At 54.9% G+C, this 26,240-nt stretch carries 24 protein-coding genes; 15 read left to right on the forward strand and 9 right to left on the reverse strand.

What is annotated here, in order from left to right; genetic code table 11:
* Positions 1–129: 129 nt before the first annotated feature.
* Positions 130–1,017 (reverse strand): LysR family transcriptional regulator, encoded by an 888-nt coding sequence (locus ABLV66_RS11590; RefSeq protein WP_047048727.1) that lies wholly within the window; start codon positions 1,015–1,017, stop codon positions 130–132.
* A 205-nt stretch (positions 1,018–1,222) separates the two neighbouring features.
* Here ABLV66_RS11590 and ABLV66_RS11595 point away from each other — a divergent pair, with 205 nt between their 5' ends.
* The 13 genes from ABLV66_RS11595 to ABLV66_RS11655 all read left to right on the forward strand — a co-directional run bounded on the left by ABLV66_RS11595 (position 1,223) and on the right by ABLV66_RS11655 (position 11,895).
* A complete protein-coding gene (locus ABLV66_RS11595) occupies positions 1,223–2,224 on the forward strand; it encodes an MsnO8 family LLM class oxidoreductase (RefSeq protein ID WP_348876686.1) in 1,002 nt (333 codons plus the stop codon).
* Positions 2,221–3,342 (forward strand): amidohydrolase, encoded by a 1,122-nt coding sequence (locus tag ABLV66_RS11600; RefSeq protein WP_047067722.1) that lies wholly within the window; start codon positions 2,221–2,223, stop codon positions 3,340–3,342. The genes ABLV66_RS11595 and ABLV66_RS11600 overlap by 4 nt, the downstream gene beginning before the upstream one ends.
* A gap of 24 nt (positions 3,343–3,366) precedes the next feature.
* Complete coding sequence (locus ABLV66_RS11605) at positions 3,367–4,680, forward strand: LLM class flavin-dependent oxidoreductase (RefSeq protein WP_020078686.1); 1,314 nt, start codon at positions 3,367–3,369, stop codon at positions 4,678–4,680.
* 17 nt (positions 4,681–4,697) lie between these two features.
* Positions 4,698–5,630 (forward strand): ABC transporter substrate-binding protein, encoded by a 933-nt coding sequence (locus ABLV66_RS11610; RefSeq protein ID WP_032711723.1) that lies wholly within the window; start codon positions 4,698–4,700, stop codon positions 5,628–5,630.
* An 11-nt stretch (positions 5,631–5,641) separates the two neighbouring features.
* The gene (locus ABLV66_RS11615) at positions 5,642–6,151 is read left to right on the forward strand and encodes a GNAT family N-acetyltransferase (protein ID WP_045394059.1); all 510 of its coding nucleotides are present in this window, start codon (positions 5,642–5,644) and stop codon (positions 6,149–6,151) included.
* A gap of 9 nt (positions 6,152–6,160) precedes the next feature.
* The gene (locus tag ABLV66_RS11620; RefSeq protein WP_348876685.1) at positions 6,161–7,081 is read left to right on the forward strand and encodes an amino acid ABC transporter permease; all 921 of its coding nucleotides are present in this window, start codon (positions 6,161–6,163) and stop codon (positions 7,079–7,081) included.
* Positions 7,065–7,841, forward strand: a complete 777-nt coding sequence (locus ABLV66_RS11625; RefSeq protein WP_348876683.1) for an amino acid ABC transporter ATP-binding protein — start codon at positions 7,065–7,067, stop codon at positions 7,839–7,841. The genes ABLV66_RS11620 and ABLV66_RS11625 overlap by 17 nt, the downstream gene beginning before the upstream one ends.
* A gap of 20 nt (positions 7,842–7,861) precedes the next feature.
* The gene (locus ABLV66_RS11630) at positions 7,862–8,731 is read left to right on the forward strand and encodes a transporter substrate-binding domain-containing protein (protein ID WP_348876734.1); all 870 of its coding nucleotides are present in this window, start codon (positions 7,862–7,864) and stop codon (positions 8,729–8,731) included.
* Positions 8,732–8,805: 74 nt separating this feature from the next.
* Positions 8,806–9,504: a YoaK family protein gene (locus tag ABLV66_RS11635; protein WP_348876682.1), complete on the forward strand. Its 699-nt coding sequence runs from the start codon at positions 8,806–8,808 to the stop codon at positions 9,502–9,504.
* A 35-nt stretch (positions 9,505–9,539) separates the two neighbouring features.
* Complete coding sequence (locus ABLV66_RS11640; RefSeq protein ID WP_213797306.1) at positions 9,540–10,157, forward strand: glutathione S-transferase family protein; 618 nt, start codon at positions 9,540–9,542, stop codon at positions 10,155–10,157.
* Between the two features lie 68 nt (positions 10,158–10,225).
* Positions 10,226–10,453, forward strand: a complete 228-nt coding sequence (gene pptA, locus ABLV66_RS11645; protein WP_047048700.1) for a tautomerase PptA — start codon at positions 10,226–10,228, stop codon at positions 10,451–10,453.
* 345 nt (positions 10,454–10,798) lie between these two features.
* Positions 10,799–11,233 (forward strand): winged helix-turn-helix domain-containing protein, encoded by a 435-nt coding sequence (locus ABLV66_RS11650; protein ID WP_047048697.1) that lies wholly within the window; start codon positions 10,799–10,801, stop codon positions 11,231–11,233.
* 62 nt (positions 11,234–11,295) lie between these two features.
* Positions 11,296–11,895, forward strand: coding sequence for a helix-turn-helix transcriptional regulator (locus tag ABLV66_RS11655; protein WP_348876681.1), 600 nt, complete (start codon positions 11,296–11,298; stop codon positions 11,893–11,895).
* Positions 11,896–11,946: 51 nt separating this feature from the next.
* Here the strand turns inward: ABLV66_RS11655 and ABLV66_RS11660 are convergent, their stop codons facing one another.
* The 3 genes from ABLV66_RS11660 to ABLV66_RS11670 are packed head-to-tail and all read right to left on the reverse strand — an operon-like array spanning position 11,947 to position 16,576.
* On the reverse strand, positions 11,947–13,551 hold the full coding sequence (locus ABLV66_RS11660) for a carbohydrate porin (protein WP_348876679.1): 1,605 nt from the start codon (positions 13,549–13,551) through the stop codon (positions 11,947–11,949).
* A 44-nt stretch (positions 13,552–13,595) separates the two neighbouring features.
* Positions 13,596–14,978 (reverse strand): MFS transporter, encoded by a 1,383-nt coding sequence (locus tag ABLV66_RS11665; protein ID WP_045394085.1) that lies wholly within the window; start codon positions 14,976–14,978, stop codon positions 13,596–13,598.
* Between the two features lie 26 nt (positions 14,979–15,004).
* Entirely contained in the window at positions 15,005–16,576 is a 1,572-nt protein-coding gene (locus ABLV66_RS11670) for an alpha-L-rhamnosidase-related protein (RefSeq protein ID WP_348876678.1), read from the reverse strand.
* Between the two features lie 204 nt (positions 16,577–16,780).
* On the opposite strand from ABLV66_RS11670, the gene ABLV66_RS11675 reads away from it, so the two are divergent.
* The gene (locus ABLV66_RS11675; RefSeq protein WP_045394088.1) at positions 16,781–17,611 is read left to right on the forward strand and encodes a helix-turn-helix domain-containing protein; all 831 of its coding nucleotides are present in this window, start codon (positions 16,781–16,783) and stop codon (positions 17,609–17,611) included.
* 6 nt (positions 17,612–17,617) lie between these two features.
* On the opposite strand, the gene ABLV66_RS11680 is transcribed toward ABLV66_RS11675, so the two are convergent.
* Positions 17,618–18,202 carry a flavin reductase family protein gene (locus tag ABLV66_RS11680; RefSeq protein WP_045394090.1) on the reverse strand — a complete coding sequence of 195 codons (585 nt, stop codon included), beginning with the start codon at positions 18,200–18,202 and terminating at the stop codon, positions 17,618–17,620.
* 173 nt (positions 18,203–18,375) lie between these two features.
* Here ABLV66_RS11680 and nhoA point away from each other — a divergent pair, with 173 nt between their 5' ends.
* Complete coding sequence (gene nhoA, locus ABLV66_RS11685) at positions 18,376–19,221, forward strand: N-hydroxyarylamine O-acetyltransferase (protein ID WP_045394092.1); 846 nt, start codon at positions 18,376–18,378, stop codon at positions 19,219–19,221.
* Positions 19,222–19,573: 352 nt separating this feature from the next.
* Here the strand turns inward: nhoA and narI are convergent, their stop codons facing one another.
* The 4 genes from narI to ABLV66_RS11705 are packed head-to-tail and all read right to left on the reverse strand — an operon-like array spanning position 19,574 to position 26,227.
* On the reverse strand, positions 19,574–20,254 hold the full coding sequence (gene narI / locus ABLV66_RS11690) for a respiratory nitrate reductase subunit gamma (RefSeq protein ID WP_045394095.1): 681 nt from the start codon (positions 20,252–20,254) through the stop codon (positions 19,574–19,576).
* On the reverse strand, positions 20,251–20,946 hold the full coding sequence (gene narW, locus ABLV66_RS11695; protein WP_045394098.1) for a nitrate reductase molybdenum cofactor assembly chaperone: 696 nt from the start codon (positions 20,944–20,946) through the stop codon (positions 20,251–20,253). The genes narI and narW overlap by 4 nt, the downstream gene beginning before the upstream one ends.
* On the reverse strand, positions 20,946–22,490 hold the full coding sequence (narH, locus tag ABLV66_RS11700; protein ID WP_047048682.1) for a nitrate reductase subunit beta: 1,545 nt from the start codon (positions 22,488–22,490) through the stop codon (positions 20,946–20,948). The genes narW and narH overlap by 1 nt, the downstream gene beginning before the upstream one ends.
* On the reverse strand, positions 22,487–26,227 hold the full coding sequence (locus ABLV66_RS11705; RefSeq protein WP_348876676.1) for a nitrate reductase subunit alpha: 3,741 nt from the start codon (positions 26,225–26,227) through the stop codon (positions 22,487–22,489). The genes narH and ABLV66_RS11705 overlap by 4 nt, the downstream gene beginning before the upstream one ends.
* Positions 26,228–26,240: the final 13 nt, after the last annotated feature.

Consider the following 26,240-nt stretch of genomic DNA (forward strand, 5'->3'; position numbering starts at 1 on the left):
TACATCGTGCTGGCTTTCTCACTATTCTGTCGTAGAGATAAACCATACACGGCGCTGCATCCTACACGTAACGTGATAGTGACGCACGTAAAACATTTCGCTACAGCACTTACTTAAATATCAATGAGTTCAATGACGCAACGCGTCGACGAGTAGCGCAAACGCAGCGGTGTGCTGCCGGCGACTGGGGTAATACAGATGATAACCAGGGAAGGTAGGCGTCCAGTCTTCGAGAACCTGCACTAATCGACCGGCCGCCAGCGCCTCCTCGACGCAATCATCAGGGACATAGGCCAGGCCGAGACCGGATTCCGCGGCATCAATGCGTTGCGGCAAGCTATTCAGCGTCAGTTGTCCGTCCACATAAACCTGGAAGGTTTTATTATTGTCGCTGAATTCCCAAGCGTAGAGCCCGCCGCGGGTCGGTAGCCGTATATTAATACAGCGATGCTGATCCAGTTGATAAGGCGTCTGCGGTGTGCCGTGGCGTTGAAGATAATCAGGCGAGCCCACGACGACCATGCGCATGTCCGGGGCGATGCGCACCGCAATCATGTCCTTTGCCACCTGATCGCCGAGACGTATACCGGCGTCAAAGCGGCCATCGACGATATCGGCCAGGCCGTTATCGACGGTAATTTCGATATTGATATCGGGATAACGCAACATAAATGGCTTCAATGCCGGCCACAAAACCGCGCTGACGGCGTGTTCGCCGGCGTTAAGGCGAATATTACCCGCCGGAAGGTCGCGGTTATCCCTCAAGGCGCTGAGCTCGCGTTCAATTTCCGTGAGATGTGGACGTAAATTCTGGAACAATTTTTCACCCGCGTCGGTGGGGGCGACGCTGCGGGTAGTACGGGTCAGCAGGCGAACATCAAGCCGGGCCTCGAGGTTGCGCATCGCATGGCTCAGCGCAGATTGCGACACCCCAAGTTGGGCGGCGGCGCGGGTGAAACTGCGTTCGCGGGCGACTACCATAAACGACAGGAGATCGTTGAAGTTATCTTTTAGCATCATTATTCCGCATTGATGAATTTGATTCATGGCTGGGAATTGAGTCTAAACCTTGTCCGGCAGATCCGCCACGAAGAGACCATATTGGACCCGTCTCTTATTGCGCATATCTAATTTCCGGCAGAGTACATGTGAATAAATTGTTTCTCAGTACGCGCTGCAGATTCTAATAATGCAGGCATGTTAATTAAAACGAGCCTGCGAAATGTCTTATCGAATCAGTATCCTGGATAAAAGTCCTCTTGCTCCCGGCGAAACTGCCGCTCAGGCGCTGGCGCGTACGTTAACGCTTGCGCAACAGGCAGAACGCTGGGGGTATCATCGTTTCTGGATTGCCGAGCATCACAACGCGGAACAGCTGGCGAGTCCGTCGCCGGAGCTGCTGATTGCCTGGATCCTCGGGCAAACCCGGCAGATCCGCGTCGGATCCGGCGGCGTGATGCTGCAGCACTATAGCCCTTACAAAGTCGCCGAAAACTTTAATTTGCTCGCCAGTATTGCGCCAGGACGCGTCGATCTCGGCGTTGGCAAGGCGCCAGGCGGTCTGCCGCTTGCCACTCGCGCGCTGCAACAGGGCGTCCATCAGCATGAGAAGGGCAGTTTTGCCGAACAGCTTGCCCAGCTTGATAACTGGCTAACGTTGACCGAAAGCCAGGGCGAGGAGAGCCTGCGCGCAACGCCTATCCCGCCGCGCCGTGCGGACGGTTTCCTGCTCGGCGCCAGCGTCGAGAGCGCCCGCCTGGCGGCCAGTCTGGACTGGAACTTTGTTTTTGCCGCGCATCTCAATGGCGATAAAAACTTGTTGCGGGAAGTGTTAACCAACTGGCGCGAATTGAGCCGCCGGGAGGTGATCGTGGCCGTACAGGTTATCGTTGCGCAAGACGCCGCCAGCGCCGCTGAACTGGCGAAGCAGGTAGAGGTCTGGGGCGTTGAACTGACAAACGGCCAGCGGGTAACGGTGGGTAGTGAAGCTCAGGCGGCAGCCTTCGCCCGTCAGGCCGGTAGCCCGCCCACGCGGATTGAGCGCCGCGAGTCCTCGCTGTTGTTCGGTACCGCAGAAGAGGTTAAAGCACAACTCGATGCCCTTCAGGCGCAATGGGGCATTGATGAGTTTATTATCGATACCCCTATTGCTGAGGGCCGGGCGCGGCTGGAGTCGCTGGGGCTGTTGGCGCAGGCGCATTCTGGCGTGGAGGTGACGCCATGAATTTCGAACAACAGTTGATAAGCTGGCGGCGCGAACTGCATCAAAATCCGGAACTATCCTTACAGGAAGTAGCAACCACCGCGCGCATTCGCGACTGGTTGCAAAGCGGCGGCCTACCGTTACTGCCTTACGAGTTAACCACCGGGGCGGTCACGGAGGTGGGCAGCGGCGATAAAATCATCGCCCTCCGCGCGGATATCGACGCGCTACCGATAGAAGAGGCCACCGGGCTGCCGTTCCGCTCGCAAAATCCAGGCGTCATGCATGCCTGCGGTCACGATATACATACCAGCGTGATGCTTGGCGCGGCGTTGTTGTTAAAGGAACGAGAAGCGCAACTGCCGGGGCGGGTACGGATCCTGTTCCAGCCTGCGGAAGAGAGTTTCGGCGGCGCCAAAACGCTGATCCGCGTTGGCGCGCTTGACGGCGTATCGGCCATCTTCGGCATGCACAATGAGCCCAATTTACCCGTGGGCGAATTCGCCACCCGCGGCGGCCCGTTTTATGCCAACGTCGATCGCTTCGTATTCAAAGTGACCGGCAAAGGGGCGCATGCCGCCCGGCCGCATGAAGGTAAAGACGCCATCCTGCTGGCGAGCCAACTGGTGACGCTGCTGCAGAGCGTCGCCAGTCGCGAAGTGAACACCCTGGATTCGGTGGTGCTCAGCGTGACGCGGATCCAGGGGGGGAATACCTGGAACGTCTTGCCGGAAAGCGTGGAGCTCGAAGGGACGCTGCGCACCCACAGTAGCGAGGTGCAGCAGCGGGTTAAGGCGAGAGTCAGCGAAATCGCCGCCGGTTTCGCCAGCGCCTTTGGCGCGCAAATCGATGTCTTCTGGTATGCCGGGCCAACGGCGCTGGTTAACGATGAGCGCTGGGCGGCGTTCGCCAGCGCGGCGGCCGACCGCTTCGGTTATCGCACGCATCACGCCGATTTACATCTGGGCGGCGAAGACTTTGCCGTCTATCTGCAGCATATTCCGGGCGCTTTCGTCAGCATAGGTAGCGCCAGCGAATTTGGCCTGCATCACCCGGCTTTTAATCCGGATGAAAACGTCATTGCCCCAGCCGCGCGCTATTTCGCGGATCTGGCGGAACAGGCATTACACCATATTTAATTTTTGACAGGGTAAGGGGTCACTATGTCTGAAAAACGGCAATTACGTCTGGGGACGATTTTACATGGCGCCTCGGGAAATATGTCCGCCTGGCGTCATCCGGCGGCGTTGGCGGATGCCAGTATTAATTTTGAATTTGTGAAAGAAACGGCGCAAAAAGCCGAGCAGGGGAAACTCGATTTTATTTTTGTCGCCGACGGGTTATATATTAACGAAAAATCCATCCCGCACTTTTTAAATCGTTTTGAGCCGTTAACGGTATTATCAACGCTGGCGGCGGTGACCGATCGTCTGGGGCTGGTCGGTACGCTCTCCACCTCCTATAGCGAACCGTTCACGACCGCGCGACAGTTCGCCAGTCTTGACCATTTAAGCCACGGGCGCGCCGGCTGGAACGTGGTGACGTCGCCGCTGGAAGGCTCGGCGAAAAACTTCTCCCGCGCCCAGCATCCCGATCATGCGCTGCGCTATCGTATCGCCGACGAATATCTTCAGGTGGTTAAAGGATTGTGGGATTCCTGGGAAGACGGCGCTTTTGTGCGTAATAAAGAGAGCGGCCAGTTTTTTGATAAAAATAAACTGCATACGCTTAATCATCATGGCGATTTCTTTAAAGTCGCTGGTCCTTTGAATATTGCCCGCACGCCACAGGGACGGCCCATTATATTCCAGGCAGGCGCCTCCGATGACGGCAAAAAATTAGCCGCTCGCCACGCTGATGCCATTTTTACCCACCAGGAATCATTAGCCGAGGCGCAGGCGTTTTATCAGGATGTCAAAAGCCAACTGGCTGCCTATCAGCGCAGTGCGGATCAACTGCATATTTTCCAGGGCGTCAGCGTAATCGTCGGTGACGACGCGGAGGATGCGGAGCGTCAATACCAGACCACGGCGGCGCTGGTCTCGATCGACGACGCGTTGAATTACCTGGGGCGCTATTTCGAGCATCACGACTTTGCGCAATATCCGCTGGATGAACCCTTCCCGGATATTGGCGATCTTGGGCAAAACAGCTTTCGCAGCACCACCGATGAGATTAAACGCAATGCCCGTGAACGGGGATTAACCCTGCGCCAGGTGGCGCTGGAGGCCGCCAGCCCGCGCCCGCGCTTTTCCGGCACGGCCAGCGATGTCGCCGACGGCCTGCAGCTGTGGTTTGAACAACGCGCCGCCGATGGCTTCATTATTCAGGGCGGCACGCCGGAAACCTTCCCGCGTTTTGTTGATGAAGTGGTGCCATTGCTGCAGGCGCGCGGATTGTTCCGCCGCGACTATCCAGGCACCACGCTGCGGGAAAGCCTGGGGCTGGATTTGCCCATTAACCAATTCGAAAAATAATAAAAGAGAACCGCGCTATGCAGAAATCAACGCTATTGCTGGCCTTCGCGTTGGCAATTAGCGCCCCGTCGTGGGCGCAGGACGTCAATATCAATGGCACCGGGGTTAGCCTGGAAGCCAATAAAACCCCGATTCATACGGCAAAAAATCCGCAGGCAATTGCGCTGTTGCCGAAAGATCTGCACCTGGCGGTACCGGGGAAATTTACCGTCGCGGTTGCGGCGCTGAACTCGCCGCCGCTGACGGTGTTTTCTGATGATAACAAAACGTTGCTCGGCAGCGAGGCGGATATTGCGCGTCTGGTGGCTGACAGCCTCGGCCTCGAAGTCAACGTTGTTCCGACCTCGTGGGAAGACTGGCCGCTCGGCGTCGCCTCCGGCAAATATGATGCCGCGATCAGCAATATTACCGTCACCAAAGAGCGCAAAGAGAAGTTCGATTTCGCCACTTATCGTAAAGATTCGCTGGGTTTTTACGTTAAAAGCACCAGCCCACTGAACAAGATCGACAAAGCGGAAGATATTGCCGGGCTGAAGATTATCGTCGGCTCCGGCACCAATCAGGAGGCAATCTTACTCGCATGGAATGCGGAAAACGTTAAGCGCGGGCTTAAACCGTTTATACCGGTCTATACCAAAGACGACGCCGCGCAGACGCTGGCTTTGCAAACGGGCCGCGCCGACGCATTCTTCGGCCCTAACGTCATAGGCGCCTGGAAAGCGGCCCTTACTGGCAAAACCAAGCTGGTGGGCAGCGTGGACGGCGGGTGGCCGAAGGCGGCGCATATCGCGGTGACGCTGAAGAAAGGCAGCGGGCTGGTTAATGCCGTACAGGCGGCGCTCAACGGCGCTATCGCCAGCGGTGACTATGCCAAAGTGCTCAACCGCTGGGGCGAGGGAGTGGAGAGTATTCCACAATCGGAAATCAACCCCGCCGGGCTGGGCGATTAACAGGGGGCGCTATGAGCGAAGCATTTCGTGATATTTCTCCGGACGCGCCGGAATTACAGCCGATTATTAGCGGCCTGTTTGCCGAGTACGCCGCTCGTTACGGCGACTATTTTTCTCGTGATGCGGAAGTAGAGTTAACCGAATGGTATCTGCCGCCGCAGGGGCTGTTTATTGTGCTGGAGCGTGACGGCGAAATCATCGCCACCGGCGCCTACAAGCCGAAAGACACGCACACCGCGGAAATTAAGCGGATCTGGACGCATCGTCGGCTGCGTCAACAGGGGCTGGCCGCCAGGGTTGTACAAGAACTGGAGCGTCGGGCGGTGCTGGCAGGTTATAGCCATATTTTTCTCACCACCGGTTTTCGTCAGCCGGAAGCGGTAAAGCTCTATTTAAGCCAGGGGTATGAGGCGCAGTTTGACCTCGCTCGCGACCCGGAAGAGTACAGCCGGCCGCCCTATGATGGCCGGTTGCGGTTCAGTAAAGCGCTGGCGGTTAGCGCCCTCAGCCACAGCGCTTAAGGAGGCATTATGCAATCATCTGAAACGATCAAAGTGGTTCCGGCGCGCTACCCGCTGCGCGTCGCCGGGGCGGTATTGGCGCTGCTGGTGCTGGCGGTCGTCGTGCAGTCGGTCGCGTTCAATCCGCGCTGGGAGTGGGGGGTATTCGCCCACTGGTTCTTCGACCCGGTGATCCTCGAGGGGTTGGGGCAAACGCTGCTGCTCACGCTACTTGGCACCCTTTTAAGCGTTATCTTCGGCGGCCTGTTGGCGCTGGCCCGCTTGTCGTCGTCATGGCTGCTCAGCAGCCTGGCATGGGGGTATATCTGGCTGTTCCGTTCGCTGCCGCTAATCGTGGTGTTGATCATTCTGTATAACTTCTCTTATCTGTACGACAGCTTATCGCTGGGGATCCCTTTCACCGGCGTAACCTGGGCGAGCTATCAGACTATCAATGTACTGGGGCAGTTCTCCACGGCAGTAGTTGGCCTGACGCTGGTGCAGAGCGCCTATACCGCCGAAATTATCCGCGGAGGCTTTTTGGGCGTGGATCACGGGCAGTATGAGGCCGCCGCCGCGCTGGGACTCCCCGCCTGGCGACGCACGCTGCGGATCATCTTGCCGCAAGCGCTGCGCACCATTCTGCCGGCAGGGTTCAATGAAATCATCAGCCTGGCAAAAGGGACGGCGATGGTTTACGTACTGGCGATGCCGGAATTGTTCTACACCATTCAGATGATTTATAACCGCACCCAGGAAGTGATCCCGCTGCTGATGGTGGGCGCCGCGTGGTACCTGGTGATTACCAGCGTGCTCTCCGCAATTCAGTACCTGGTCGAACGCGCGCTGGCGCGCAGCGAACGCCGCTCGGCGGTGAACAGCGTGCGTAATAATCGCCTGATCCAACCGGTTCGTCAGCCGCAGGAGGCCGTCCATGCTCAACTCTCGTAATGGTCATATTTCGATAACCGGGGTCAGTAAATACTTTGGCCGTCATAAAGCGCTGGATGATGTTTCGCTGGAGATAGCGCCGGGAACGGTGACGGTGATCCTCGGGCCGTCCGGTTCGGGAAAATCGACATTGCTGCGCACAATTAACCATCTTGAACGGGTCGATGAAGGATTTATCCAGATTGATGGCGACTATATCGGCTATCGCCGTAAAGGCGACAAGCTGTACGAGCTGAAAGAAAAAGAGATCCTTCGCCAGCGGGTCAACGTGGGATACGTATTTCAGAACTTCAATTTGTTTCCGCATCTGACGGTGCTGGAGAATTTAATTGAAGCGCCGATTGCCCACAAACGGGCCAGTCGAAAGGAGGCCATCGCTCGTGCTTACGAATTGTTGGACATTGTCGGTTTGCGCAACAAAGCCGATGCCTGGTCGCGGCATCTTTCCGGCGGCCAGCAGCAGCGCATTGCCATCGCCCGCGCTCTGGCGCTCAATCCGCGCGTGATCTTGTTTGATGAACCCACTTCCGCGCTGGATCCGGAACTGGTTGGCGAAGTGCTTGATGTTATCAAGAAACTTGCCCGCTCCGGGACGACGCTTGTGGTGGTAACACACGAAATCGGCTTTGCCCGCGAGGTTGCCGACCAGGTGGTGTTTATGGTCGATGGCAAAATCGTTGAACAGGGCAGCAGCGATGAAGTGTTAAATCATCCGCAACACCAGCGTACCCGGCAATTTGTATCACGGGTGCTGGCATGAGGAAATTAGCTGCAGCCCTCATGCTGTTCCTGAGCATCGGCGAGGCGCGCGCCGAACTCGATTTGCGCGCCAATGAACAGCCATTGCCGGTGACGCGAGATGATAACGCGATTAGCAAAATTCCTCCGAACTATCGTTTTGTGGAGCCCGGTGTGCTGACGGTGGCGATTTCGGCATTAAATTCACCGCCGCTGGCGCTGCTGGCCAGCGACAACCGCACGCGTATCGGCAGCGACCCGGACATCGCCCGTTTACTGGCGGGTAGCCTTGGTCTGAAACTGAAACTGGTGCCAACGGCCTGGGAGGACTGGCCTTTGGGGATCGCGTCAGGGCGTTACGATGTGGCGTTGATTAACATCGCGGTGACCGAGAAGCGCAAAGAGAAGTTCGATTTCGCCACCTACCGCGTAGACTCGCTGGCCTTTTCGGTGAAATCAACCAGTGACATTACGCGGATCTCAAATGCGCAGGATCTCTCAGGACGTAAAGTCATTGTCGGTTCTGGCACCAACCAGGAGCGGATACTGCTGGGATGGAATGCGGAAAACGAAGCTGCGGGACGGCAACCGGCGTTACCGGTTTATCTTACCGACGATGCCTCCGGCAATTTGTATATTCAGTCGGGAAGGGCGGACGTCTTTTTTGGTCCGCAGTCGGTGGCCTCTTATAAGGCTGCATTAAACGGAAAAACCAAAGTTGTCGGGCTCGGTCCCAAAAAAGCATGGGTGGCCACCACCACTAAAAAAGGCAATGGGCTGGTATACGCGCTGCAGGCGGCGCTGAATGGCGCGATCGCGCGTGGCGAGTATCAGCAGGTTCTCGCGCGCTGGGGGGAACAGGGGGAGGTAGTCAGGCAATCGGAGGTCAATCCGCCGGGGATAACATATTGATGCTGTGATTATTAATAGCCAGGGATTGCTATACTCATGGCTACATCGTGTGTCTTATTAATGGATTAATCTCTGTGGCCGAAAACCAACTCTTACTGGAGCAACGCTGGCAGCACCATCGTGAGCCCGCGTTGCTCGCCGCTTCCGGCGGCGCTATCGACACTATCAGCTTCATCACCTTGTTTGGCCTGTTTACCGCCCACGTCACGGGAAACCTGGTAGTGGCCGGGGCAGCCCTGGCCACCAACAGCGAAGGTATTTTATCGAAACTGCTCGCCATTCCTGTTTTTATGCTGGCGGTGGCGATCGTCACGCTGGTTATCAAAAGTCGAAAAACCATTACGCCAGGCTTTCTTGGCAGCTTGTTCGTCGTTGAGATTCTGCTGTTACTCCTTTTCGGCCTGTTGGGGCTGCTGTGGCAGCCCTTTGTCGGCGCGGATAGCGCGACCGCGTTAATCACCGGCATGGCCGGCGTGATGGCGATGGGGGTGCGGAACGCCACCACCCGATTATTATTACCCACCACCAGCCCGAGTACGATGATGACCGGTAACGTCACGCAGTTAACCATCGATGTGGTTAACTGGTGCCAGGCGCCCAACCGCGAGAATAGAGAAAAAATCAAAAAATCGGGGGCTTCGGTGCTCGGTTTTCTGCTGGGAGCAGGGCTTGGGGCGCTGGGCTACATTCTGACGGGTTTCTACTCGGTGCTTATTCCGGTGGTACTGGTAGCCATCGTCGCCTGGCGCGAATTCAGCGCCGCGCGGAATTAGTGCTACGCTAAAAGTTTTCTGCCTGGGAACTGACGATCATGAAATTGTATGGTGTGCCGGGGTGGGGCTCGGCAATAAGCGAGATGATGTTGACCTTGGCCAACATCCCATATCAATTTATCAATGTCGATGGCTTTGACCAGCCAGGCGCGCAGCGAGAGAAACTACTGGCGATCAACCCGCTGTGTCAGGTGCCTACCCTGCAACTGGCGGATGGCAGCGTGATGACGGAAACAGCGGCGATCGCGCTGATGATCCTCGATGAGCGCGCGGATCTGGCGCCGCCAGCCGGTACGCCACAGCGCCAGCAGTTTCAACGTTTGCTGATCTGGCTGGTGGCTAACGTTTATCCGACCTTCACCTATGCCGACTATCCCGAACGCTGGACAGCCTCAGCGCCTGACGAACTGCGTGAGAGCTGTCAGCAATACCGCAAATCACTCTATCTCTGGCTGGAACAGCAGCTGGCAGCCGAGCCTTACGCATTAGGCGGGAATATCACGCTGTTGGATTGCTATATTGCCGCGATGTACAGCTGGGGGCCGCGGCGCGAGTGGTTTGCCGCGCATACGCCAAAGTTTGCCGCTGTGGCCCAGGCGGTTTATCGCCGTGCGGAGCTGCAGCAGGTACTGCGTGACAATAATCTTCTCTAAGGCACAAATCGTGATTTGAGTTAGGGAATCTGTGATAGTTTTAAAATCCCAATAATAAGGAGCCTGCTATGCCACATGTCGATATCAAATGTTTTCCCCGTGAACTGAGCGAAGAGCAAAAAAGCGCGCTGGCTGCGGAAATCACTGAGGTTCTGATCCGTCATCTCAGCACCAAAGACAGTTCAGTTAGCGTTGCCCTTAATCAGGTACAGCAGAGCGACTGGCAGCGGGTGTGGGATGATGAGATCGCGCCGCAGATGGATTCTTTGATTAAGAAACCGGGCTACCGAATGTAAAGGACGGGCCGCTTTTCATCGCGCCAATTAGACTACTATCGACCAAGGTCAATTTTACTTGAGCGAAAGATATGCCGCTTTATTGATTTAGATCAATAAAAGTGGCTTTTTTTTGATTTCCATACCTTTCATTAATTTACCTTTTGTAAAGGAAATGGCCATTTAAGAATAATCCTAATCAACATAAATAACTGATAATATTAAGTTATAAGGTCATTTACGCTTTGTATGTATTTAAATGTAGTTTTATGTTTTGATTATTATGCATATCAAAATTGTTTAGGCGATTGCTCATTTGCCATGTAACCTGCCTTTGAAATGATGATTTTTATCATGGAGAGATGAATGATAATAGGTAGTGCGTTACTTGGTTACCAATTAGAGGATGATTTTTTTTACTTCTTGAAGTACCGGGAAATAGCTACTGTAAGTGGTAATAGAAAAAACATCCGTCTACGAAAAACGATGGCCTGTCTAATTGAATATTTATTTGAACATGGCCTTGAAAGAATTGTTAGTGATGAAGAGTTGATGGTGCATGTCTGGGAGAAAAATGATTTAAGGCCTTCATCGCAACGTTTATGGCAAGTGATGCAAAATTTACGTCGACTCCTCAAGGATGTCGGCATTGAGCAAGAAATTATATTACGCGTCAAGACTCAGGGTTATTATATCAACAGTCACTACGTTACAACTGTTTATTCTGTGAAAAGTGATAAACCGTTCTGCCAGAATGATGGCGCTATCATACAGTTACGTGGAATATCCGACGTAAGGTAACAGTCGAGTAGGATTTTCTATATTCAAGGTGCGCCTGTCGTTCTTATGCCAGGGTTATAAAATTGAAGGTTATAATTAATAGCAAGGATATCTGGTTTCGACTGGGTGTAGAATATTGTCTACAACAGATATCTTCTGAGTGTCATGAGCCCGCTTACGTTGAATTGGCTTACACTAACCATTCTATACAGCAAGCGGATCTTATTATTTTGCCGCTACATGGCTATCAAGATTACAAGCATCTCTATGCGTTATCTCAATTGTTTAAGGGCATTATTTTGGGAGTAAGCACGTCCAGAAGTAGTCGCCCTGGACGGTTGATTTATCGGGGGAATATATTGTGGGTGAGTAGTCGCGAATCGACAGCCAATATTCAAAAGTTGTTGTTGGACATTAAGCATCGGCAGTTATATGACCATGGCGGTCAACCGGACTTTAGTCTAATAAAGGCAAAGGGGGGAGCCCCGCTCAGTGAAAGAGAGATGATGATTATCGATCATGTCGTAGCCGGCATGTCGGTGAACGCCGTTGCCAGAGTGCTGGGTCTGCGGGTAAAAACCATTTATGCGCATTTAGACAAGATTAAAGCTAACTTCAACCTTAAAGGCGGCAGTCATCTTCATCGCTTTATGATAAGCCCGCTGTCTTATCACTTATTGTAAAAGATGGTCATCCGGGAATGACGGCAGGGTTGCCGTCATTTTGTACCCTATTTAAAACCAGATTTCTGTCTGTACGCCAAAATTCCAGTTGCCGCCGGCGGTAAAACCGGAACTGCCAAAATCATCGTTAATGGCGTAATGATCCAGAGCTTTGTCCCAGTTCATCCATGTTGCGAAGAAGCGGATCTCCGGGCGAGCTTTAATATCGAAAATGTCGCCGACTTTGAACGTTGGTGCGAAGGTAAGCTTGTAAAAATCGCCGCTGACGGCCTGATACTGATAAACATTGTCGTTATGGCGATAGGTTCGGCCATTAGGATTCAAATCCATATATTGCCAGGAGGCTTCATATAGCAGGGCAAAGTTGCGGGTGATCCCTTGGGAAAGACGCAGGTTAAAAGTAGCCCAGTCGTAGCGGTCGCCGTCACGATAACGGTTTTCGCTGTGTTGCGCGATGACCGATGGCGCCAATTGCCAGTTTTTCCCTAGCGGCAAAATGCCGTAAGAAGCAAAACGCAGGGATTTAGCATTCCCGGTCAGATCGCCGTCGCTGCCCGGCTGGCGAGCTTCTGCGCCTAAACCGCCACCGTACTGCAGGGCGCTTTCTGAGATGCCAGGCGCAAGGCCGTAGAACTGCTGTTTGTCGTGATAAGCCAACATCGCGTAATAGCCATTTTTGGCAGTGTTGTCGCTACGTAGCGCATAACTGCCGGTCGTTGAGGTGTTGTCTTTTAGCGTGTCATTACCCTGCGCGGTCATTACCGTGGTCATTAACTGCCAGTTTCGCCAGAAATGATTGGCGGTAAACATCAGATTCTGAATATCGTTATCTTCATAGTTATCGCTACCTAAATCGCCAAAGTTGCGGGCGTAGACTGAATAATCGCCCCGAAGCTGTTGACTCCAACGCACATCATTGATTCCGCCGCCGGTACCGCCGAGGAACATAATATCGCTATCGGTAAAGTGAATATCGAAGTTATCCCGATCAAAGCGTTTTCCGGCCCAAATCGACGCCTGGTTAAATGGACCGCTAAAATCAGCGAAGCTACCCATCTCGACATACAGTTGGCGTACGTTAAGGTGGTGGCTAGTATTATCCTGCACCCACGGATCCGGGTTGGTGGCGCCATCGGCAAGCATTGTTTTGAAATGTGCCCATGAACCGTCGCTAAAGGTCATTTTTTTGCCAAAGCTCAGTTCAACATAGTTATCTTTCTCATTGCCAAGACGACCCACGTGGGCGTCGCCGTTAAGCGAACTGGCCGGTGAAATACCGGGTCCGCCGCGCGCGCCTTTACCGTGGCTGTTCACCAGCATTCCGGAACGGGCGTAGGCATTAAATTCAAAACCGTTATCGTCGGTGGATTTGGCCAATTGACGACTGAGCTTCTGCTGTTTTTGTTCGCCGGCATCGGTGCGCTTACTTAGGGTTTGTATCTGTTTTTCGGCATTGCTGGCGCGTTGTTCCGCGACGGAGGTTCGCTGTTCGGCCTGCTGCGCACGGCGGTTTGCTTCGGCTGCCTGGTGTTCCGCATGTTTCAGTCTGGCCTCAAGTTGGGCCAGCCGCTGCTCGATAGTGAGCGGCGCGGCCAACGCGTCGGAGGCCGAAAAAAGGGCGCAGCAAACTGCTGCGCAAATCAAAGAGAGACGCATACTTATCCTTGTCAGTTTCAGAGGTAATAAAAGAGGGGGCGAACTTAAATCGCCTGACGTTCTCCGTCTGTTGAATGAATGTCGGACGTGGCATAGCGCCCGGCATCGAGGTCTGCGCGGATTTGCTCGTAATGATCGTCAAGCCGATAAAAACGACCCATCCACAACATCGAGGCAAAGATCAGTAGCGCCGGAATGTAGAGATAGCAGGACTTTATCGCCAGCATCGCCGTTTCACTTTGCGCCTGGTTGGCGATATAGCCGCCTGAAGTGAGCAGGGCGCCCGTAATCGCGCCAGCGCCAGCCATGGCCACTTTGCCAAGAAAACCATTGATTGAGGTCAGGATCCCAGCGGTATTCACTCCGGTTTTCCAGACGCCATAATCCACCGGATCCGCCTGCATCGAGAAGTAAATAGCCGTGCGTTGTCCGGCACCGAGCGAAAGGATCACCGCACCAGTAACCAAACCCCAACTATTTACCCCTGCCGCCATCATTACGATCATTCCAATGAGATTGATAGCACTGGCAATCAGGTAGACATGGCGTTTTTTTAGCCGACTGGCCAGCAGTGGGACGGTCAATGTCCCCAGCAGAGGCACAAATGTCGAAATACCGGCGACGATTGCCGTCAGACTGCTATTGCCGACGTAGTAGTGGAAGAAGTAAACCAACGCGCCTGTCTGGAAGAAAAAGGCGCCCCACATCAGGAAAATGTTAATCGCGAAAACCCACCACGGACGGTTGGCGCGTAGGCTGAACCAGGCGCGTTTCAGAGTCATTTTTTCTTGAGTGATGGTGATTGTTTCTTTGACGTTGCGGAAACTGACCAGTAGAAAAAAAGTGGCAATCACGCCGAACATCACCGCGGTATAGAAAAACCCACGAGCCTGATCGCCCTGACCGAGAGTGCTGACAAGCGGCAGCGTGGTGACGGCGACAATGGTCGCCCCCAACGAGCCAAGTAAGATTCGTACTGCCGAGAGCGTAGTGCGCTCCTGGGAATCGTTTGTCAGAAACGGCAGCATCGCGCAAAACGGAATATTGACCAGTGTGTAAAGAAACGACAGACACAGATAGGTAATAAAGGCGTAAATCAATTTTCCGGTAGTGGAGAATTCGGGGACGTAAAACGCGAGGATACATAGCAGGCCGAACGGTACGGCGCCAATCAGCAAATAGGGACGACAGCGGCCCCAACGGGTTGCGGTATTGTCTATTACCAGTCCCATCAGTACATCGGCCACGCCATCCACCAGACGTGTCACCAGAAACATCACGCCGACGTACCAGGCGGGTAAGTTCATTACATCGGTGTAGAAGAACATCAGGTACAGAGAGATAAGCTGCCACACCAAATTGCAGGAGAGATCTGCGATGCCGTAGCCCAGGCGTTGCCGCCAAAGAGTGAATATATTGTTTGCCATAATGATATGCTCGTATTTAGTTGTTATTAAAGATTATATTGGCGGATAAACCAGGCCGGGGTACAGCTCCACGCGTGACAATAGCTGTTAATCAGCTTGCTGCCGTAAGGTGAAAACTCAGGGTTGTCAGGATCAAAAACCTCCCAGAACGTATCCGCGCCGTAATCTATCATCGCGCCCCAGTAGGCTTTGATTTCGTTAATAGCTTCCGCGCGTAGCCCACATTGCAGCAGAGCAGCAACAAAATGGTGACGCAGATAGGGCGTGTTGATGGCCACCGACGGCGGGGAGGAAAGCAGATGACGCATGAGCGTTTCTCGTTGCGCACTATTGCCGACTTCGGCTAGCACCATCCAGATTTGTGATGCCCAGGAGACTTGACGTTGCGCGCCGCTAATGAAAAATCCTTGCGCTTCGTCCCACAAGCAGGACAGCGCAGCCGACTTTAGCTGCTGCAGATGCATCTTATAACCCGCTACTAACTCGGGCTGAAATTGTCCGGCGAGCAATACGGCGCGCTGCAGGCAGTAAATTAAGACGCCCTGGGCCGAAGTTTGCTTGTTTAGCGTCTCTTGCCAGTCGATAAATACCCACCAGTCGTCGCTATCGCGAACCAAATGCTGTTTATCGCAACGTTCAAGCGCCAACTCGATTTGCCGTCTGGCGGTGGGCCAGAGCTCTTGCGCGGTGGCTACGTCGCCGGAACTGCGTAGATAGTTGAACAGCGTATCAACAAAAAACAGCGAATAATCAAACAAAAAGGTGTCGTCGGCTATGACTTGCGGCTGAACGAAAATATTGGCGGAAACCATACCGTCTTGCCGGGTATGGCCAGCAAAAAGATACAAACAACGGCGAACCAGCGAGTGATTCGCGAACGTGACATCGTTAACCAGCGCCTGCAGGCGGAGATCGCCAAGCCACAGACGACGGTCGCGCTTGGGCCCATCTTCGAATACGTCTTGCATACAATTCTTCAGCGTCAGTACGGCTGTCTGGTCGATAAGCTGTAAACGTGGGTCTTGGGTAGTTGATGGGGGGCAGATACTGTGGGCCGAACTGACGGCATGGATGCGCAGTCGGGTGAAACACAGATTAAATTTTCTGGAAACCGCCTTGACCTCCACTTTGAGATAACGAAAGCAATAGCGTCGCGGGAGTCTGATTTCTCCAGGAAGTTCATCAATCCACAAATCCTGCTGTTGCAACCAGCTGCTGCTGAGCCAGCCCCGGTAATCATCAAATGATTCACAAACCTCGCTCAGCGTCTCGCCGAAGGTAAAATGAAGGTGCGCCGGGGCATCGGGAGGACTGCCGACGCTTAGACATGCCAGCTCAACATAGCCAACAAAGTGATTACCGAAGTCCACGATGACGCTGTCGCCACTGGTGAATTCACGCTGGTAAAATTGCTGTGGGGTGCAAAGCTCCACTGCCTGCCAGCCGAAGGGTGCGCTGGCATCGGCATGAGCGTCAATAATGGCCTGCGGTTCGCGGTATTCGCTGTGCAGTGCGGGTTTAAGCGACTCCGCGGTGCGTAAAAACTGCGGATGGCGGATCATCGCAACTTGGGCGTTGTATTGCATGGCTTGTGACATACTGCGTCCTCAAAGTTAGGGGACTCGCAGCATAAAATGACGATGTGAGTGGCAACCACTCTGGCAATGCCAACGCGATGGCCATGTTGGCAATGGCAGTGGGATGGGGCGGGTGACGATCACAATTTGATAAATCTTACCGATAGTGGTTTGGGAAATGCATTATCGTGCTATCAGCTGCCTTGCCGTATTGGATATTAAGTGATGATGACGTTGACTATTGATTCTTATTTCAGCAATCCACTCGCTAAACTGGCTATTTACGCCAGCGATCCAGAGGATAATAACCGCGAACATGGTCATGAATTCGCGGAGTTAGTGATAGTTGAACAAGGGCATGGCCTCCACGTTATTAATGGCCGGCCTTTGTATATTCAACAAGGGGATGTTTTTTATGTTTCTCCTGGCGATACGCATTATTATGATGAGCTTGGGACGCTGAAGTTAATTAATCTATTAATTAATCCGCAGGTTGATTTTATCTATTTACGCGAACTTGCACCGTTATTGCAAAACTTTGCGGCCACCGACTCCTCGCGCTACGGTTGGTTATCGCAGGAGACCCGGCAACAGTGTAAGCTATTGATTGAAAAAATATGTAGTGCCGAATACCAACAAACTAAGAATAACGCCCTGCGTGAGGCCACCTTTTTTCAGCTAATTACGCTTATTCAACGAGCGGAAAGTGAAGTCGAATATAGCACCACTAAATACAAACTCCATAAGCTGCTCACCTGGTTACAGGAACATTGCTTTGAGGAACATAACTGGCCGCAACTTGCTGAACAATTTCACCTGACGTCGCGCACTGCTTTTCGTCATATTAAAGAGGCGACTGGATTAACGCCCGATAATTATGTCAAACGCCTGCGCCTGGTATCCGCACGAGTAAAACTGCGGGAAACGGAAATGACGATCACAGAAATCGCCTTTTTATGCGGTTTCGCCAATAGCAATCACTTCACGACGCTGTATAAAAAGGTCTTTGGCCTGACTCCCAGCGATGACCGCCGCCGCCAACACCAGGCGTCGTAGGAAACCTTATTTGTTTTCTGGCGTATTGGCCTGCACGTGACGTCCGCTGGCGACAAAATTACCGGTACCGAGATGGTGAATGGTATTGAGTTTATCATCGTCAAACTGCCAGCGGCCGCTGACGAAAACGCGTTCATCGGCCGCGGCGGCAACCACTTCGCCAAACAGCGTATCGTATTGTTCTTGTGCCGCGGTGGCGGGTAGCAGACGGCATTCCATCCACGCCAGGCATTTCTCTTCAATTAACGGTAACCCCAGTTCGGGCCCCTGCACCGTCGGGATACCGTAAGCATTGAACTTATCTTCATCGCGCCCGCTTACGCTGCCTACCGCATAGACCCAACTGGCGGCGGCCACGCCTGGCACCACGATACCAAAGGCGCCGTTACGCTCAATGAGATCACGCGTCCAGGTGCTTTTATCCACCACAATAGCCACGCGAGGCGGGGCAAATTCAACTGGCATCGACCAGGCGGCGGACATCACGTTGCGCCGCCCTGACTGCGCGTCATAACTGGTGATCATAATGGTCGGGCCGTGGTTGAGCAGGCGACTGGCGTACTGAAGTTCGACGTGGCGAAAACGGCTCATAAGCGTTCCTTGGTGAGTGGCGAATGCCTGTAAGTAGTTTATTCACAATACAAAGGTAATCAATACGTCAACCGCGACCTAAATCAGAAATCATCTGGCGCGATCGCACAAAATACGCCGTCGCGGGGAAAAAATACGCTATAAATGTCGGACACCAAAAGCTGGAGGCGTTGATGACCCCATTTTTAAGCGCGTATTTTACTCGTCTGGCCTGGACGGGAACCCCCGATGTTTCCATTGACACCCTGCGGGAGTTGCATAGCCATCACAATAGCGCGATCCCGTTTGAGAATCTGGACGTTTTACTGCCGCGTGAAATCCACCTTGACGATCGGGCGCTCGAGGAGAAGTTAATCACCGCCCGCCGCGGCGGTTACTGCTTTGAGCAGAACGGGCTTTTGCAACGGGCGCTAAGTGAGATTGGTTTCTCGGTTCGCAGCCTGCTGGGGCGCGTGGTGTTGGCTAATCCGCCGCAGATGCCGCCGCGTACCCATCGCTTATTGCTGGTGGAAGTGGAGGGCGAACGCTGGATCGCCGACGTCGGTTTCGGCGGCCAGACGCTGACCGCGCCGATTAAGCTGCTGGCGGATATTCCGCAGCATACGCCGCATGGTATTTATCGCCTGGTGCATGAAGGCGATGAGTGGACGTTGCAGTTTAATCATCATGAGCACTGGCAGTCGATGTACCATTTCGATCTGGGTCGACAGTATGCTTCTGATTATGTGATGGGTAACTTCTGGTCGGCGCACTGGCCGCAGTCCCACTTTCGTCACCATCTGCTGATGTGCCGTCATCTGCCTGACGGCGGTAAAATGACGCTCACCAATTTCCATTTTACCCACTGGGAGAACAACCACGTGGTGGAGAAGGTGGATCTTGCGGACGTGTCGGCGCTGTATGAAGCGCTGCAAACCCGATTCGGATTAGGTGTGGACGACCCAAAACACGGGTTCAGCGAAGCCGCGCTGGCAGCGGTAATGGCGGCGTTCGATACCCATCCGGAAGCCGGGAAGTAACGTTTATAACGGGACGAGGAAAGCGCATGGTCGCCGTAGGCCAGATAAGGCGTAGCCGCCATCCGGCGTAAAGGCTGGAGCCGTGGCCGATGAATATGACCCCGGAGTCGGCGCAAGCGCCTCGTCCGGGCTACACCGCTACAACCGCATCAATGCTGACTGAAACTGCCGATGTTGGTGGCCTCAAAATCGCTGAGACGTTCCCGGCAGGCCGGGGCAGTCGTTGTAGGCCGGATAAGGCGTAGCCGCCATCCGGCATAAAGGCTGGAGCCAGGGCTGATAAATACCCGGAGTCGGCGTAGGCGCCTCGTCCGGGCTACCGGTAGGGATGAATGATAAAAGCCGCTGGCTTTCAGCGCCGGGAGCGTACCACCTGGTAGCGGCGGGTGAAATACTCTATCGGCGCGCTCCAGACGTGAACCAGCCGGGTGAACGGGAAAATAAGGAAGATAGTCATCCCCAGCACCAGATGGACGCGGTACACCCACGCGACGCCGTCCAGATGCGCCGATGCGCCGCCGTGGAAGGTGACTACCGCCTGCGCCCAATCTACCAGTTTCAACATTTCGCTGCCGTCCGGATGCTGGGCGGAGAACGGAATAGTCGTCAGCCCCAGCGCGCACTGAATCAGCAGAATGCACAGGATCAGGATATCCGCAGTGGTGGAGGTGGCGCGAATGCGCGGGTTGGTCAGACGACGCACCAGCAGGCCTATGCCGCCGACCAGGGTCAGCACGCCGCAGACGCCGCCCAGCACCATCGCCATCACCTGTTTCTGCGACATCGGCAGGAACCATGAATAGACCCAGTGCGGCGTCAGCATCCCGAAGAAGTGGCCGAAGAAGATGCCGAGGATGCCGATATGAAATAAGTTCGACCACAGCACCATGCCCCGTTTATCGAGCATCTGGCTGGATGACGCGCGCCAGGTATACTGACCGTAGTCATAGCGCAGCCAACTGCCCACCAGGAATACGGTGCCGCAGAGATAAGGGTAGATATCGTAAAAGAAGACGTTTAAGTACTGTATCATTTCGGGCCTCCGGCGCGGATGTCGACGTACTGCGGCGCCACATCCTGGCTAAAGCGTCGTTGATAAGCTTGCATTGGCGAGCTATCGCAAGCGGTTGCATTATCTTCAATAAACTTCACCTGTTCTTCTTCCCACACCGCATCCAGCGCCTGGCGCGTGTCGTCACGCTTCTCACTCGCTACCTGCCTGGTGACACTGTCACTATTGAGTGGGCTATCCGCCAGCGTGAGGAGGGCGTCAAAGAGTTGATAGTAATCGCATTCGCGCTGCTTTAAGCGTCCACCGAGCAATGCCAGAATGGGCGCGACGTTCTGCAGTCCTTCACGGGCATCGGCCAACGGGAGAGTGCTGAGATACTCAAGATATAAAGGCAGGTGGTCCGGGAGTTCGCGACAATCGATCTGCAGACCCGCCTGTTCATACTGATTCATCAGATCGACCATCGCCTGGCCGCGGTCGCGCGATTCGGCGTGAACGTGTTCAAACAGCAGCAGCGAGGTGGCGCGACCGCGCTCAAACACCTCACACCATTCGGCCTGACGGTCGAGCAGCGGCGCCGCCAGTAATCGCGTAACAAACGGCGTCAGGGCGGGCGCATCGGCGCTGACCAGCGCCAGCGCCTCCTCGCGGTTATCCCACAGCGCGTCGTCGGGATACTCCAGCAGTAAAGCGATGACTTTGAGAAGCCGCATTACTCTCCCTCCCCATGTCGACGAACGTCTCCCACATCAATCGCGTCGATGCGCCGACTGTTGAACAGGTTGAATTTAGTATCAGAACCATGGCAACCATCGCCGAAGGTAAAACCGCAGCCGTTGCGTTCAGGGAAGGCGTCTTCCGCCAGTTCGCGGTGGCTGGTGGGGATCACGAAGCGGTCTTCGTAATTGGCGATCGCCAGGTAGCGATACATCTCTTCCACCTGCTCGACGCTGAGGCCCACTTCTTCAATGGCGCGGGTATCGGTCACGCCTTCAACGGTTTGCGAACGTTTGTAATGGCGCATCGCCATCATGCGTTTTAACGCGCGCAGGACCGGGCCGGTATCGCCGGCGCTCAGCAGGTTCGCCAGATACTGTACCGGTATACGCAGGCTTTCGACCGCTGGCAGGATATTGCCGTTACTCGGCAGGCCGCCGGCGTCGGCGACGGACTGAATCGGCGACAGCGGTGGGACGTACCAGACCATCGGTAAGGTACGGTATTCCGGATGCAGCGGCAGCGCCAGCTTCCAGTCCATTGCCAGTTTATACACCGGTGATTGTTGCGCGGCTTCGATCACGTTATGCGGAATACCCTGCTTCAACGCCTCTTCGATGACCGCCGGGTCGTTAGGGTTGAGGAACACCTCGCACTGGCGCTCGTAGAGGTCGGTTTCATGTTCGGTACTGGCCGCCTCTTCGATGCGGTCCGCGTCGTACAGCAGTACGCCAAGATAGCGGATGCGGCCGACGCAGGTTTCGGAGCACACCGTCGGTTGCCCGGACTCAATACGCGGATAGCAGAAGATGCATTTTTCCGATTTGCCGCTCTTCCAGTTAAAGTAGATTTTTTTGTACGGACAACCGCTGATGCACATCCGCCAGCCGCGGCATTTATCCTGGTCGATCAGCACGATGCCGTCTTCTTCGCGCTTGTAGATAGCGCCGCTTGGGCAGGTCGCCACGCAGCTCGGATTAAGGCAATGTTCGCAAAGACGCGGCAGATACATCATGAAGGTGTTTTCAAACTGGCCGTACATCTCTTTTTGCATCGCTTCGAAGTTGCGGTCTTTGGCGCGTTTTTCAAACTCGCCGCCGAGCAGTTCCTCCCAGTTTGGCCCCCAGCTGATTTTATCCATCCGTTCGCCGCTAATCAGCGAACGCGGACGGGCGGTAGGCAAGTATTTGCCTTCCGGCGCGTTGTGCAGGTGCTGATAATCGTAGGTAAAGGGTTCGTAATAATCGTCAATCTGCGGCAGCACCGGGTTAGCGAAAATCTTCGACAACACGCTGACGCGGTTGCCCAGACGGGGAGTGAGCTTGCCGCTGATACCGCGGATCCAGCCGCCTTGCCACTCGTCCTGATCTTCCCAGTTTTTAGGGTAACCGATACCGGGCTTGGTTTCCACGTTGTTGAACCACGCATATTCCATCCCTTCGCGGCTGCTCCAGACATTTTTACAGGTGACGGAGCAGGTATGGCAGCCGATGCATTTATCCAGATTCAGCACCATTCCGACTTGTGAACGTATTTTCATTTTTTCGCCTCCTGTACCTGGTCGCGACCTTCGCCATCCAGCCAGTCAATGTTTTTCATTTTGCGGATCATAATGAACTCGTCGCGGTTGGAGCCGACGGTGCCGTAGTAGTTAAAGCCGTAAGCCAGTTGGGCGTAGCCGCCAATCATATGCGTGGGTTTTGGACAGACGCGGGTGACGGAGTTGTGGATGCCGCCCCGACGACCGGTCACCTCCGAACCTGGGATATTCATAATGCGTTCCTGGGCGTGATACATCATGGTCATGCCCGGCGGCACGCGCTGGCTCACCACCGCACGCGCGGTGAGGGCGCCGTTGGCGTTGAAGGCTTCAATCCAGTCGTTATCTTCAATCCCCAATTCTTTTGCGTCGGTTTCGCTTAGCCAGACGATGGGTCCGCCGCGCGACAACGTCAGCATCAGCAGGTTTTCGCTATAGGTCGAGTGGATACCCCATTTCTGATGCGGGGTCAGGAAGTTGAGCGCTTTTTCCGGGAAGCCGTTTGGCGGCACGTCCTTCATCTGGCTGACGCTGCGCGTATCGATAGGTGGGCGATAGGCCACCAGACTTTCGCCGAAGGCGCGCATCCAGGGATGATCCTGATAGAGCTGTTGCCGCCCGGAGAGGGTGCGCCACGGGATCAGTTCGTGAACGTTGGTATAACCGGCATTATAAGAGACATGTTCGCTTTCCAGACCAGACCACGTTGGGCTGGAGATGATCTTGCGAGGCTGCGCCTGAATATCGCGGAAGCGGATTTTCTCATCCTCTTTATTCAGCGCCAGATGGGTGTGGTCGCGGCCGGTAAATTCTCCCAGCGCTTGCCAGGCTTTCACCGCCACCTGGCCATTGGTTTCCGGCGCCAGGCTCAAGATGACTTCACTGGCGTCGATCGCGCTGTCGATGCGCGGGCGGCCTTTGGCCGGACCGTCGGGCTTGACGTAGTTGAGTTTACCGAGGAAGTTGACTTCGTTTTGCGTATTCCACGAAATGCCTTTACCGCCGTTGCCGAGCTTATCGAGTAACGGCCCCAGCGAGGTGAAGCGCTCCCAGGTGGCCGGGTAGTCACGTTCAACCAGCGCAATTGACGGCGCGGTTTTGCCTGGAATGAGATCGCATTCGCCCTTGCGCCAGTCGAGGACATCAAACGGCTGTGATAGCTCCGCCGGAGAGTCATGCTGCAGCGGCACCAGTACCACATCGGTCTCTTTATCAAGGTGACCGACGCAGACTTCAGAAAAACTTTTCGCAATGTCCTTGTAGATTTCCCAGTCGCTTTTCGCCTCCCAGGCCGGGTCGACGGCGGCGGAAAGCGGGTGGATAAACGGGTGCATGTCGGAGGTGTTCATATCGTCTTTTTCGTACCAGGTGGCGGTCGGCAGGACAATATCTGAGAACAGGCAGGTACTGGACATGCGGAAATCGAGGGTCACCAGTAGATCGAGTTTGCCCTCAATCGCCGCGGTCTGCCACTCGACTTCCTCAGGCTTCACGTCAGCGGTGGCGCCAAACTCCTCGCCCTGAATACCGTTATCGGTACCGAGCAGGTACTTGAGCATGTACTCATGGCCCTTACCGGACGATCCCAGCAGGTTAGAACGCCAGATAAACAGGTTGCGCGGGTGGTTGTGGCCGCTATCCGGCTGCTCGGCGGCAAAGCGAATATCGCCTGCTTTTAACGACTGGACGGTGAACTCTGCGGGGGACAGCCCGGCGGCGTCGGCCTGCTGCTTGATGCTCAGCGGGTTAACGTTAAGCTGCGGCGCGGAGGGCAGCCAGCCCATGCGCTCGGCGCGAACGTTGAAGTCGATCATATGGCCGCTGAATTTGCTGGCGTCGGCCAGCGGTGAGAGCAGCTCCTGAGCGGTTAGTTTTTCGTAGCGCCACTGGCTGGCGTGGTTGTAGAAATAAGAGGTACTGTTCATCTGCCGCGGTGGACGAGTCCAGTCCAGCGCGAACGCCAGCGGCAGCCATCCGGTCTGCGGGCGTAGTTTCTCCTGGCCGACATAGTGCGACCAGCCGCCGCCGCTCTGACCGACGCAGCCGCAGAATACCAGCATGTTGATCATCCCGCGGTAGTTCATATCCATGTGGTACCAGTGGTTCACACCGGCGCCAAGGATAATCATCGAACGGCCATGGGTTTTATGCGCCGTATCGGCGAACTCGCGGGCGATTTGCTCGATATGGTGACGCGGCACGCCGGTGATCTGTTCGGCCCACGCCGGGGTATAGGCTTTCACATCCGCGAAGTCGCGCGCGGCATTGGCATCGTCAAGGCCGCGTTCCAGACCGTAGTTCGCCAGCACCAGGTCATACACGCTCACTACCAGAGCGTTTTCACCACTGGCTAACGGCAGCTGTTTCGCTGGCAGTTGATGAAGCGTTATCGGCTCCTGCTTTACGCTGCGAAAATGCGGGTTTTCATTGCCGCCGAAGTAGGGAAAGCCGACCGACACCACGCTATCGTGCATATCCAGCAGCGACAGTTTTAAGTCGACGTCACGGCCGTTAGCCCGCTGTTCGAGATTCCATTTGCCTTTTTCGCCCCAACGGAAGCCGATGGATCCGTTCGGCGCGACCAGTTCGCCCTCGGCGTTAAAGGCGACGGTTTTCCATTCCGGGTTATTACTTTCTCCCAGTCCGTTAAGCAGGTCAGCGGCACGTAGCATACGGCCCGGCGCATAGCTGCCGTCGTCACGACGGTCGAGCATCACCAACATTGGCATATCGGTATAGGTACGGCAGTAGTTGAGAAAGTAATCGCTCGGATTATCGAGGTGGAAAGTTTTGAGGATCACGTGGCCCATCGCCATCGCCAGCGCGCTGTCGGTACCTTGCTTCGGCGCCAGCCACTGGTCGCAGAGCTTGGCGACTTCCGAATAATCCGGAGTAATGGCGATGGTTTTGGTGCCCTTGTAGCGCACTTCGGTGAAGAAGTGGGCGTCCGGGGTTCGCGTCTGCGGGACGTTTGAACCCCAGGCAATAATGTAGCTGGAGTTGTACCAGTCAGCGGATTCCGGTACGTCGGTCTGTTCGCCCCAGGTCATCGGCGAGGCGGGCGGCAGATCGCAATACCAGTCATAGAAGCTCAGACAGGTGCCGCCGAGCAGCGATAAATAACGGGTGCCCGCGGCGTAGGAGACCATCGACATCGCCGGGATCGGCGAAAAGCCCGCGACGCGATCCGGACCGTAGTTTTTAATGGTCCAGACGTTGGCCGCGGCGATCAGTTGATTTAACTCTTTCCAACTGGAGCGTACAAAGCCGCCTTTACCGCGAATTTCTTTGTAGCTGCGGGTTTTCAGCGGGTCCTGCATGATGCTATCCCAGGCCTGTACCGGGTCGGGATGCTGTGTCAGGGCTTCGCGCCACAGCTCAATCAGCCGTTTACGCGCCAGCGGGTACTTCAGGCGGTTGGCGCTGTAGAGATACCAGGAGTAGCTGGCGCCGCGCGGGCAGCCGCGCGGTTCGTGGTTTGGCAGGTCCGGTCGGGTGCGCGGATAATCGGTTTGCTGGGTTTCCCAGGTGACCAGGCCGTTTTTGACATAAATTTTCCAGCTACAGGAGCCGGTACAGTTCACACCGTGCGTGGAGCGGACAATTTTGTCGAATTGCCAGCGTTGCCGGTAGCTATCTTCCCAGTCACGGTTGTTGTCGTAGACCTGACCGTGGCCGTTGGCAAAGGTCTCGCGTTTCTGCTTAAAGTAGCGAAAGCGATCCAGTAATTTACTCATGACATTTCTCCTG

It is taken from the genome of Klebsiella sp. CN_Kp073 (assembly GCF_040065495.2).
Taxonomy (GTDB): Bacteria; Pseudomonadota; Gammaproteobacteria; order Enterobacterales; family Enterobacteriaceae; genus Klebsiella; species Klebsiella aerogenes.